The organism is Luteolibacter sp., assembly GCF_058122085.1.
This window is the reverse complement of record NZ_JBIKBQ010000124.1, coordinates 1-11,470: the sequence shown is the minus strand read 5'-3', so window position 1 is coordinate 11,470 and position 11,470 is coordinate 1. Positions and strand designations below refer to the sequence as shown.

Annotated in this window: 12 protein-coding genes; 4 read left to right on the top strand and 8 right to left on the bottom strand. The window is 62.4% G+C overall.

Annotation, left to right across the window (positions count from 1 at the left end):
- On the top strand, window positions 1–1,475 hold a 1,475-nt coding region (locus tag AC4DF4_RS15990; protein ID WP_490049111.1), incomplete at its 5' end, for a glycosyltransferase.
- A 7-nt stretch (window positions 1,476–1,482) separates the two neighbouring features.
- Here AC4DF4_RS15990 and AC4DF4_RS15985 read toward each other — a convergent pair.
- From AC4DF4_RS15985 to AC4DF4_RS15975, 3 genes are all read right to left on the bottom strand, one after another.
- Complete coding sequence (locus AC4DF4_RS15985; protein WP_490049110.1) at window positions 1,483–1,893, bottom strand: hypothetical protein; 411 nt, start codon at window positions 1,891–1,893, stop codon at window positions 1,483–1,485.
- A gap of 55 nt (window positions 1,894–1,948) precedes the next feature.
- The gene (locus AC4DF4_RS15980; protein ID WP_490049109.1) at window positions 1,949–2,926 is read right to left on the bottom strand and encodes a hypothetical protein; all 978 of its coding nucleotides are present in this window, start codon (window positions 2,924–2,926) and stop codon (window positions 1,949–1,951) included.
- An 89-nt stretch (window positions 2,927–3,015) separates the two neighbouring features.
- Window positions 3,016–4,872, bottom strand: a complete 1,857-nt coding sequence (locus AC4DF4_RS15975; protein ID WP_490049108.1) for a DNA topoisomerase IV subunit B — start codon at window positions 4,870–4,872, stop codon at window positions 3,016–3,018.
- 152 nt (window positions 4,873–5,024) lie between these two features.
- Between AC4DF4_RS15975 and AC4DF4_RS15970 the strand changes: the two genes are divergently transcribed.
- Window positions 5,025–5,864: a TerC family protein gene (locus AC4DF4_RS15970; protein ID WP_490049107.1), complete on the top strand. Its 840-nt coding sequence runs from the start codon at window positions 5,025–5,027 to the stop codon at window positions 5,862–5,864.
- Between the two features lie 10 nt (window positions 5,865–5,874).
- On the opposite strand, the gene AC4DF4_RS15965 is transcribed toward AC4DF4_RS15970, so the two are convergent.
- Both AC4DF4_RS15965 and AC4DF4_RS15960 read right to left on the bottom strand, forming a co-directional pair.
- Window positions 5,875–6,084, bottom strand: a complete 210-nt coding sequence (locus AC4DF4_RS15965) for a hypothetical protein (protein ID WP_490049106.1) — start codon at window positions 6,082–6,084, stop codon at window positions 5,875–5,877.
- Window positions 6,085–6,188: 104 nt separating this feature from the next.
- On the bottom strand, window positions 6,189–6,638 hold the full coding sequence (locus tag AC4DF4_RS15960) for an ATP-binding cassette domain-containing protein (protein ID WP_490049105.1): 450 nt from the start codon (window positions 6,636–6,638) through the stop codon (window positions 6,189–6,191).
- A 143-nt stretch (window positions 6,639–6,781) separates the two neighbouring features.
- Here AC4DF4_RS15960 and trmB point away from each other — a divergent pair, with 143 nt between their 5' ends.
- A complete protein-coding gene (trmB, locus tag AC4DF4_RS15955; protein ID WP_490049104.1) occupies window positions 6,782–7,420 on the top strand; it encodes a tRNA (guanosine(46)-N7)-methyltransferase TrmB in 639 nt (212 codons plus the stop codon).
- A gap of 63 nt (window positions 7,421–7,483) precedes the next feature.
- On the opposite strand, the gene AC4DF4_RS15950 is transcribed toward trmB, so the two are convergent.
- The 3 genes from AC4DF4_RS15950 to AC4DF4_RS15940 are packed head-to-tail and all read right to left on the bottom strand — an operon-like array spanning window position 7,484 to window position 10,949.
- Window positions 7,484–9,751 (bottom strand): ComEC/Rec2 family competence protein, encoded by a 2,268-nt coding sequence (locus AC4DF4_RS15950; RefSeq protein WP_490049103.1) that lies wholly within the window; start codon window positions 9,749–9,751, stop codon window positions 7,484–7,486.
- Between the two features lie 45 nt (window positions 9,752–9,796).
- The gene (locus AC4DF4_RS15945) at window positions 9,797–10,534 is read right to left on the bottom strand and encodes a tetratricopeptide repeat protein (RefSeq protein WP_490049102.1); all 738 of its coding nucleotides are present in this window, start codon (window positions 10,532–10,534) and stop codon (window positions 9,797–9,799) included.
- 52 nt (window positions 10,535–10,586) lie between these two features.
- Window positions 10,587–10,949, bottom strand: a complete 363-nt coding sequence (locus AC4DF4_RS15940; RefSeq protein ID WP_490049101.1) for a hypothetical protein — start codon at window positions 10,947–10,949, stop codon at window positions 10,587–10,589.
- Between the two features lie 134 nt (window positions 10,950–11,083).
- Here AC4DF4_RS15940 and AC4DF4_RS15935 point away from each other — a divergent pair.
- Window positions 11,084–11,470: PHP domain-containing protein (locus AC4DF4_RS15935; RefSeq protein ID WP_490049100.1), on the top strand; the 387-nt coding region annotated here is incomplete at its 3' end.

Here is an 11,470-nt window from a genome sequence, read left to right as displayed (position 1 = left end):
AAAACGTCCATCTGCTAGAACGTGGCGTGGATACGGATTTGTTCGCCCCCGGGAAACGCTGTGAATCCCTCCGCGCCCACTGGGGCGCACGGGCGGCCACGCCGGTCGCGGTGATGGTCGGCCGGGTTGCGGTAGAGAAGAACTTCGAGTTGGCGATGAAGACCTTCGAGCAAATGCGCCAGGTCTTCCCGGACGTGAGGTGCGTGGTGGTCGGCGACGGTCCCTTGCGTGAAAAACTCGCCGTGAAATTCCCGTGGGTTTGTTTTTCCGGTGTGCAAACCGGCGAGGAACTCGCCAAACACTACGCCTCCGCGGACGTGCTGGTCTTTCCTAGCGAAACTGAAACCTTCGGCAACGTGCTGTTGGAAGCGATGGCCAGCGGCCTCGCCACGGTGAGCTATGACTACGCAGGCTCGGCTCTGCACGTGCGGGCGGGCGAAAACGGACTCAAGGCCGTCAAGGGCGACTCCGCGGAATTCATCCGTCTCGCGGTGAACGCGCTTTCACTACGGACCGACGACAAGCTGCGGGAAGCCGCCCGGGAAACTGCTGAATCCCTCGGATGGGACCAAGTGGTGGAGGAATTCGCACGCAGGCTCGCCGAGATTTCGGGAACCGCTGAGGAAATCCCAGTGGCCGTGAAAAAGAAATCCAAGCGCCCCAAGTTTTCCTGTCGCACGGTGTTCCTCTCGGACATCCACCTGGGCACACCTGATAGCAAGGCGGATGAAGTCGTGGAATTCCTCAAACACATCAAGTGCCGCAAGCTGGTCCTTAACGGCGACATCATCGACGGCTGGGCGCTGAAACGCGGCGGACGCTGGACATCGCGCCACAGCCGTGTGATCCGCAAGGTGATCAAGATGACCGAGCAGGACCACACCGAGGTGATCTATCTGCGCGGGAATCATGATGAGATCCTCGAGCGTTTCCTGCCGATGGCCTTCGGCAGGATCCGCCTGACCAAGGAACACATTCATGTCACGGCGGCGGAAAAACGTTACCTCATCGTGCACGGCGACGGCTTCGACAGCGTCTCCACCAACCACAAGTGGCTCGCCTCACTCGGGGCGGTGGGCTACGATTTCCTGCTTCGCGTGAACCGCTTTTACAACCACTACCGGGCATGGCGCGGCAAGGATTATTTCTCCCTCAGCAAGCGCGTGAAGGCCAAGGTCAAGTCCGCTGTTAGCTTCGTGGACCGCTACGAGGAACTGCTCCAGGAACTGGCCCGCCATCGGAAATGCGACGGCATCATCTGCGGTCACATCCACACGCCCGAAGACAAACAAGTGGGCGCGATCCACTATCTCAACTCGGGCGACTGGGTGGAAAGCCTCACGGCCATCATCGAGCATCACGACGGACGGATGGAACTGGTGCGGTATGCCGGGTTCATCGAGAGCCTGAGGCGCGACGGACAGCCGGAACCGCTGGCGGAGCAGACTTCCCTGCAATCCGCTTGCATGATCTAAACTCTTTCTATTTGAAAAGCACGTCCACCCCCATCGCGGACTTGCGGAGGAACTTGGGCATCGCGGCGGGATCGCGCGGGCGCAGGGCGCGAAAGACAATCCCGGATAGAGAGAGGATGAAAACCCGGTCCACCCAGCGGTAGTCGCGCTTGCGCCGCAGCAGAACTCCTGCCGCCATCGCAAGGATGCGTCGTTTCACGGGAAATGGCTCGAAGGACACCTTGATCCGGTAGCGCTGGCGTTTTTCCTTGGGCCAACGCAACTTGTAAGCGGCCTTCCCGGCGCGGATCCGCCCGGCGACGGATTCGTCAAACTGCAGGAAATAATAGCGGCGCGCCAGCTGGACGAGATGGAAGAAGTCGCCCATGTGCTCGATGTCGTCCGCCGGAAGTCCGGCTTCGCGCGCCAGGGAGATCATCCGCGGGAACAAGGCCGCGGCCGCCTCACCACCCGACAAGGCGGCTTCCGGATCGCTAACAAAAAATACGCATCACCTTGCGCACGCCGTGATTGATGAAAAGCGAGTCCCAATAAACATGCAGCAACGGCGGAATGCGGACGCGCCGGAAAAACAGCTTCTGCCGGGCGAAGTCACGGATGTAGAGAAGCTCTCGAATCACTGTGTCGGCGTGATCGAGAAGCTCCAATGCCGCGAACGCCCGCTCCGGACCGAGGAGGCTTTCCACGGCGGAATCCGCCGGTTTGCCATGTCGGAAGACGGTGATGGCCGCCTCGGCGTTGAGCCGGATCCAGATGTCCCGGCCATCGGCTTCCAGATAGGCGCGCCGCCGGAAACGATGCCAGCCACCAGTCTGACACCACACCGAAATTCCCACGACGTTTTCCACTTGTGAGAGTTCCCGCGCGAAGCCTTCGCAATCCCAGCCGATGAACGACGGATACTCGCCTGCTCCCTCATATTCCCGCCGGGCCTGCAGTTCCAACAGCTTGCGTTTTTTCACCCGGAAGAACGCCCGGTTGAGCGGGAGATAGCGGAAGAAATCACTCTCTCCGTGTTTCATTGAAACAATTAGATTCGGGGAGTCGAGACCCTCCAGCGTCTTTTCCAGCGTGCCGCGATGCCAGATTAGATCGCCGATGCGGTGGGCGCCCACCGTCCATGTCCGGAAAATCAAGTCCTTGCCGTGCAGCATGTCGAAGAATCCGGTGAATTTTCCGCGCAGGAAATCAATCCGATCCGCCACCTCCGGTTCGTGCAGCGGATGAGGCGCGAGGTGCGCCAGATCATCCAACGTAACCGCGTTGTATCCTTGCGCGGAGACCTGCCGCGCGAATTCCCGAAGCTCTTCCCCGATCGCCGCCCAGTCGTCCGGACTCGCATCGAGCAAGTCCATGAAAGGAATCTTGGACCAGTTGACCCGCATCCGGCCGCAGCCGCGAAAAAACGGGCCGATCGCATCGATGAGGAAAAGCTCCATTGCCAAGGACATGGACAATCACCTCGCCGGGCATGAGTGACGAGATATCAATATTGACGGAAACGTCACACACCGCTGACGCCGTGCGCGATAAATTCAAATCACGCGACCGCTTCAATCTGTTTATCCACGTCCTCGCGGAGGTTCTCGATGATGAAATCCTGGCGGTCGGGTGTGTTCTTGCCCATGTAGAAGGCTAGCAGTTCCTTCACTCCTTTGCCCTCTTCATACTCGACGTGGTCGAGGCGCATGTCCGGGCCGATCATGAAGCTGAACTCGTCGGGCGAGATTTCACCGAGACCCTTGAAGCGCGTGATCTCGGCGGCCTTGCCGAGTTTCGCCAAGGCTTTCTGGCGCTCGTTGTCGTCGTAACAGTAGATGGTTTCCTTCTTGTTGCGGACGCGGAAGAGTGGGGTTTGGAGAATGTAGAGATGTCCGTCGCGGATCATTTCCGGGAAAAACTGGAGGAAGAAGGTGAGCAATAACAGGCGGATATGCATGCCGTCCACGTCGGCATCGGTGGCGATGACGACTTTGTTATAGCGCAGGTATTCGATGCCGTCCTCGATATTGAGCGCGGCCTGGAGCAGGGCGAACTCCTCGTTTTCATACACGATCTTGCGCGGCAGGCTGTAGGTGTTGAGCGGCTTGCCACGGAGCGAGAAAACCGCCTGCGTCTCCACGTCGCGGCTCTTGGTGATGGAACCGGAGGCGGAGTCGCCCTCGGTGATGAAGAGCGTGGATTCCTCGCGGCGCTTGTGCTTGCTGTCGTAGCGGACGCGGCAGTCGCGGAGTTTTTTGTTATGGACCTTCGCCTGCTTGGAGCGCTCGCGGGCTAACTTCTGGATGCCTTTCAAATCCTTGCGCTCGCGCTCGGCGGAGAGGATGCGCTTCTGGATCGCCTCGGCGACCTGCGGGTGTTTGTGCAGGTAGTTGTCGAGGTTGGTCTTGAGGAAATTCCCGATGAACGTGCGCAACGATTCACCGCCGGGCTCGATGGTGGCGGAACCGAGCTTGGTCTTGGTCTGCGACTCGAACACCGGCTCGATGATCCGCACGCAGACGGCGGCCTCGATGCCGGCGCGGATGTCGGACGGCTCGTATTGTTTCTTATAGAAACCGCGGATCACCTGGACCAGCGCCTCGCGGAAGGCGGCGAGGTGGGTGCCGCCCTGCGAGGTGTTCTGGCCGTTGACGAAGGTATAGTATTCCTCGCCGCTTTCCGGCGTGTGGGTGAAGGCGATCTCGATGTCCTTGCCGACGAGATGGATCGGCGGATAGAGCGCCTCGTTTTCCATCTCCTCGCGCAGCAGGTCGAGCAGGCCGTCCTTCGAGCGGAACTTCTTGCCGTTGAAATTGATGGTGAGCGCCGGGTTCAGGTAGGAATAGTAGCGGCACATCTTCTCGACGAACTGCTCCTTGTATTTCGCCTTGGGCGGGAAAATCGTGCGGTCGAGCTCGAAGGCGAGGCGGGTGCCGTTCGGCGCCTCGTCGCGCCGCGGGTTTTTCATGTCCACGGTGAGCTGGCCTTTCGAGAATTCGAGCGCCTTGGTCTGGTTGTCCCGCCAGGACTGGATTTCAAAAAAGTCGGAGAGCGCGTTGACCGCCTTGATGCCGACGCCGTTGAGGCCGACGGATTTCTTGAACGCCTCGCTGTCATACTTCGCGCCGGTGTTGATCTGGGCGGCGCAGTCGAAAAGTTTTCCGAGCGGAATCCCGCGGCCGAAGTCGCGCACTTCCACGCGGCCCTGCTCGTCGATGTCCACTTTCACTTCCTTGCCGTGGCCCATGATGTGCTCGTCGATGGAGTTATCCACCGCTTCCTTGAGCAGGATGTAGAGGCCGTCGTCAGGCGAGGAGCCGTCGCCGAGCTTGCCGATGTACATGCCTGGGCGCATGCGGATGTGTTCGCGCCAGTCGAGGGATTTGATGTCGTCTTCGGTATAGTCAGCAGCCATGGGGAAAATTTGTTTCGGAAGTCCTAAACGGTCGACGGGACGGGCGCAAGGGCGGCAATCAATCGCCATGAAATCAGCACGGAATTCCCCGCCCGGAGGCAAATTGCCGTTGCCAGCGGCAGGGGCCTCGCCCAGCTTGCGCCCGAAAACGCATGGATTGGACCTACAACATTCTCGGACCCGACCCCGCCGCCGGCCTCATGGTGGTGCTCATTCTCATCATCATCGAGGGGGTGCTGTCCGTGGACAATGCCGCCGTGCTCGCGACAATGGTGATGCGCCTCCCGGAACACCAACGCGGCAAGGCGCTGAAATACGGCATCATCGGCGCCTACGCGTTCCGCGGACTCTGCCTCGCGCTTGCCGCGTGGCTCATCACCATCTGGTGGCTGGAACCGCTGGGCGGACTTTACCTGCTATGGCTCGCGTGGAGCCATTTTTCGAGACACGAGTCCGTCATCGAGGAAGGCGTGGAAGCCGTCGAAACGGAAGGCAATTTCCTCTACCGCAGCACGATTGGATTGTTAGGACCGTTCTGGGCCACCGTCGTCGCGGTGGAAATCATGGACCTCGCGTTCTCCATCGACAACGTCGTCGCGGCGATCGCCTACGTGAAAAACTACCCGATGCCCTCGAAGCTGGTGCTCGTCTGCACCGGGGTTTTCCTCGGCATCCTGGCCATGCGGTTCGCGGCCCAGGGCTTCGTGAAACTCATGCAGCGCTATCATTTCCTGGAAACCTGCGCCTTCATCGTCATCGCCGTGCTCGGGGTGAAACTCGTCCTCAGCGTGCCCCGTCATTTCCTCGAGAAAGGCCACGAATTCCACGGCTTTCTCGCCTCCAAGTCCCAAGTGCTGTCCTCGGCGGGAGACGCCATCCACGGCTTTCTCGCCAGCCACTATTTCGACATGGGCACCTCCGCGCTCACGCTGTTGATCTTCATCGTCCCGGTGGCACTCCACCGGATGAAAAACGGACGCTCGCCCGCCTAACCGCCCGTCCTCAGCGGATCAGGAAATAAAACGCCACCGCGAAGAATCCGAACCAGACGGAGGAGACCTGCGTCACGTTCAGTGCCCGCGCGCCCGACGACTCGGCCGGATCATCCGGGTGATAGCCGAAGAGCTGGTCGTATTTTACCAGCATCCAAAGCCCGAGCCCGGACCAGCCGATGAGAAAGAGCGCGAGGGCGATTTTGATGAGGATGATCATGGAAAATTGCCGTCTTCTTGGCGGCAGCGGAGAGCCTAGGATCGCCGCCTCGGGACTTACAACCCGTATTTCCAACCTTGAGCGGGATCCCGCACCGCGAGAAATCACTGGAAGCGCACGTCGCACCAGCCGCCGGACCAGCGGACCTTGAGGTCCACGTCGTATAACCGGGCGAGCACTTTTTCGGTGAGGACATCGCGCTTCCGCCCGTCGGCGAAGATGCGGCCGTAAGCGCCGCGCAATGATGACAGCACGGTGTCAGCGGCGATTTCCCCCTGCACGAAGCGGGTGACCTCCTCCGGCATGACCACGCCGATGCGATGGCGCAGCTCTTCCAGCGACCAAAGTTCCTCGCCGAAGAGCCGGCACTGCGTCCCGCGATTCGCCTCGGGCCGGACCTCGCCCGTTAGAAGCTTGAGAAAGGTGCTCTTGGCCGCGCCGTTGGGCCCGAGCACCGCGGTGCTTTCCCCGGCGCGCAGTTCTAGCGAGAAGTCCTTGAGCGCCTCGGTGGCTCCGCGCCAGACGGTGGCGTTGTGGATTTCGAAGAATGTCATCCGGGCGTATTCTTGAAGCGGGAGTGGGACTTGCAAGACAAGAGCGCGACAGACAAGAGCGCGGCGGCCCCGCTGGCGCAGAGGGATGGGATTTCTTTGATTCCGCGCTCGCCACTCGGCGCCCGGCGGATTTTCATCCCGCGGTGATTGCGACGCAGCCTTTCAATGTCCTTCCGCGGCCGGCGCTGGCGGGGGAGTTCGTGCCGGCGGATTATTTCCGGGAACTTTCCCGGGCGGAGATCTGCCGGGGCGACCGGCCGCTGGAAATCGATCTGGGCTGCGGCGACGGCTCGTTTCTGATGGAGATGGCCCGCGAGTTCCCGGAGCGGGATTTCCTGGGGGTCGAGCGCCTGTTGGGGCGGGTGCGGAAGGTTTGCAAAAAGCTAACGCGGCGGGGCTTGGAAAACACGCGGGTGCTGCGGCTGGACAGCCGCTACGTGGTCGAGTGGCTGCTGCCCGAGGCGCAGGTCTCGCGGCTGCACCTGCTGTGCCCGGATCCCTGGCCGAAGCTGCGCCACCACCGGCGGCGGCTGGTGCAGCTGGAATTTCTCGAAGCCGTGCGGCGGGCTCTGGTGCCGGGCGGGGAGTTTCTTTTCATGACCGATCACGAGGAATATTTCCAATGGGCGGTGGAGAAAGTCGATGGGTTCGGGAAATTCGAACTGCTGGAGTGGACGGAGGAATCGTTCTTCTATCCGAAGACGGACTTCCAACTGCAATGGGAGGGCGAGGGGAAATCAATGTTCCGCCTGCGCTGCCGCAAGCCGGTGGGCGGGGATTAAGAAAATACCGGCGGCGAGACGCCCCCGCCACGGTCTGGAGCCAGAGGCTCCAGCCACGAGCCTTCAACGAGGCTTGAGAATCATCACGGATTGATCCGCGAAGCCCTCCAGCCGGAGGTTTCCCGACTCGTCCACCCGCACGGTGACGCCTCCGGCTTCGCCTTGGTGGATGACTTGGATGCCGCGGGACCGCCAGAATTTCACGGTTAGCGGATTCAGCTGCTCGGCGACTGGGAAGGCCGAATGCGAGGCGACGATCGCCTGCGGGTTCACCGCGTCGAGGAACGCGTCGCCGAGGGAAGCGTCGCCGCGGGGGCGGCCCGCGATGATGACATCGGCCGAGACGTCCTTGCGGGCATCGAGCAATTCCGACTCGGTTAGCATTCCTGCATCGCTGGTGAAGAGCAGTTTCCAGCCGCGCCAGTGGAGGCGGAAAACCGCGACCCGGTCGTCGGCGGGGGCGTTCTGTGAGAATGGATCGGGAGCGTGGAGGACTTCCAACCGCGCACCGTCCGGCATGGCCAGATCCCGGAGATCCGCAGCGTGGATCGCCCGGATTCCCGCGAGCGGCGCGTCCGTGGACCACGCGCGGAACGCCGGACTGCGCGATTGCGCCACCGGCAAGAGCACCTGCCGGATCGGCAAAGTCCCCCAAACTTCCGCGCCGCCGCCGAGGTGGCCGCCATCCGGGTGGCTCAAAACCACCGCGTCCGGCATCACGCCGAGCCGCCGCAACGAAGGCCCGACCCGGCGTTTGAAACTGTAGCGATCCGCACAATCCATCAGCACCGCGCCGCTCTTGCCGCCGGAAAAACACGCCGCGCCCGCCCCGTGCTCCAGATCGTAAACGAGCAGGAACGGCCGGCTTTCCTGCGCCAGCTGGAAGTGCCCGCCCGGGATCGATGAAAACCCCTCCGCCGTCAGGACGCAGGCTTTCGCCACCTGGCCGTTCGCCCGGTTCACCCACCTCGCGACCGGCGGGACCACCGGATAGAGCGCCGCCGCGAGCAGCGCGGCGCTGAGCAAGACGAAAACCAGCGGCACCAGAATCACCCCGGCGAAAACCGAAACCGGAGTCACCAGCCCGAAGTGAAACGCGGTGAGCGGCGTGGAGCCGATCCCCGCCACCAGCGAGACACCGAGCGACTGCGCGACGTTTCTGCGGAACCCGAGCCAAGCCTTCTGCCGCCGCGTCATCATCGCCAGCGGCAGATAGAGCTCCGGCTTCGCGATCCATGAAAACAGCCGCGTTCCCCACCCCGCGCCGACCGCGATGACCGCCACCACGCCGTAGGAAAGCTGCACGCCCGGCTGGAATAACAGACGCCCGTCCCACAGCATCGCCGCTAACAAAACCGCGCCCAGCGCGTTGAGCAAATCCGGCCGCCTGCGGGAAACGAAGGCCCCCAGAAACACCGCCGCCATCCACGCCGAGCGCATCGCCGGAGGGCTGTTTCCGGTGAGCCACGAGTAGCCGAAAATCAGCGGCAGCAAGGCCAGCACCGCCCAGCGCCGGGGCACTCCCGCCAGCCGCAGCAACAGCCAGCCGATGCTGCCGACCATCGCCACGTGCAGCCCGCTCACCGAGAACGCGTGCAAAGTCCCGCTGTTTCGAAACGCCGCCACCAGCTCGTCCGCATCCGGCGGTTGCTCGCCGATGACCACCGCGCGGATCACCACCGCTTCCTGCGAATCCTCCGCCAGGCCGTCCGTCACCGCCGCGCGGAACCCCCGCCGCAGGGCGGATCCGCGCGCCGCCCACTCGGGGGTCACCACCTCGCCCCGCACCCAGCCAGCCTGAAAAACCGCCGCCACGCCCTGGCCCCGCAGCCAGGCCGCCTGGTCGAACTCGCCCGGATTCCGCCGCTCCGGCAGCGGGCCGAAATTCCCGCGCGCCCTCACCCGCGAGCCGGCGACTGGCAGTTCCCCCCGGCCCTCCCACCAGACCTTGGTTCCTGCTTGCGGCCCCGTTAGCAAGACCGCCGGGGCCGACCAGAAATTCTCGCGACCCCTGCCATCCTTGAGCAAGCGGCCCTCCATTTCCCCGCCGACCGATTCCAACAGCTTGTGCTCGGCGGATTTCCTCGCCTCCGTCCGCCAGGTGAAAACACCGACCGCCAGCCAGCCGCAACACACCCAGGCCAAGCCCGTCCGCCAACTCTTCAAACCCGCGCCCGCCAGACCCAGCGCGGCACCTGCGACGAGACCCGCCGGAAGACTCTTCTCAGCTAACAACACGCATCCGGCGGCGACGAGCGCCGCCGCGAACAATGGATGCCTTCCGCAGAACGCCCCCGCCCGGCCGCGGATGCTGAGCTTGATTTGCGGCATTGTGCTGGCTCCGTGGGGGAAGGAAAACGCAGCAACCTCTCCCGATCACCTCTGCCCTTTGTACTGCGATTCCTGAGCCGCCAGCGCCGCAGCCTCGTCGGCCACGGACCATTCGTGCAGCTTGTGGGTGGCGTTCGCCGAGTGGCGGGTGCCGGGAAACTGCTCGACCACTTGGTTCAAAATCGACACGGCGGTCGCGCGGTCGCCCTCGACCTCATCGTAAAGTTCCGCGAGACGGAAAAGGAAATAGGCCGCGTCGTTGAGCTCCCATTCCTGGCTCTCCAACGCGTGACGGATGGTTAGGATCGCCGCCGCCGCGTCGCCGAGGTTGGTCTTCTGGATTTTGACGATTTCCACCCATGGCAGGCGGTTCAGCGGATCCGCGGCGGCCGCCAGCTTGAAGGCCTCGATCGCGCCCTCGTAATTGCCCTGCGCCATCAGCGAGCGGGCGTCGTGCATGACGTCCTTTTCGACCATTTCCCCACTGTCGAACACCGCGTGGGTGACCCGCTGGGCGAAGAACGGCAGCAGGTGGACCACCACGAAAATCCCGACCAAGCCGGCGCTCAAAAAAGTGAGCAGGATGCCGTTGAAGGTTTTTTCACCCTCCATCGACTGCAGGTCGGCTTTCATTTTCGCAACCTTGCCCTCCGGGTCGCCGGCGTCTTGCTGCACTTCGATCTGTTGTGCGAGGTCCGTCATTTCCCGGCCCGTCTTGGAATACATCGTCCAACTTCCGGCCACGAGGACCGCGAGCACCCCATACATGATCCATTTCGTCATTCCGGAGACTGCCCCAGCGCGGCCGGCCACTGGAAGCAAATTCTAGTGAATCTTACAACCGCCGCGCGTTGCGGCCCTCGTCGATCAATTTCCAGAAATGCTTCGAGTTCGCCAGCGCCTCGTCCTCGGCCAGCGGCAGCTTCGAGCGGAACATGAAATCCGAAAAAGTCCCCTTGTGCAGCACCCGGTGGACGATCACCGCGCCCTCCTTCACCTCGAAATAGAACCGGTAATCCTTGGCCCGGAAGCGATACAGGACCACTCCGTCGCGGTCGATCTTGCCGAAGCGCTCGCCGCACAGGTTCGCCAGATCCTCCTTGCCGACCTTGAATTCCTCCAACAGTTCGAGCTGTTCGAGAGTGCCGAGGGCGGAGAGCTCGGCGGCGCTGATTTCGTTGAAGACAATTTGAAACACCCGGAAACGCTAGCCGCACGCGGACAGTTTGCCAGCGCCAATAATGTGAAATGGACTGGGCGAGTGAGATGCGGAGCTTGGTAAAATCCTCCGGCTTGCCCTCCGTCGTCGGCCCGCTAAGGTCTCGCCGCCCGATGTCAGATTCCTTCGTCCACCTTCACCTCCACACTGAATTTTCCCTGCTCGACGGCATGATCCGCATCAAGGATCTGGCCAAACGCGCCAAGGAACTCGGCATGCCGGCCGTCGCGATGACCGACCACGGCAACCTCTACGGCGCGATCAAATTCTACCAAGAGTGCCACAAGGCCGGGGTGAAACCGATCCTCGGCTGCGAAATCTACCTCGCGCCGGGAAAGATGGAGGACAAGAAGGAGCTCGCCGGCCGCAAGCGCGCCACCCACATGACGCTGCTCGCGGAGAACAACGAGGGCTGGGACAACCTCAGCAAGCTCGTTTCCAAGGGAAATCTCGAAGGCCTCTACTACGGCAAACCCCGCGTGGACCGCGACACGCTGCGG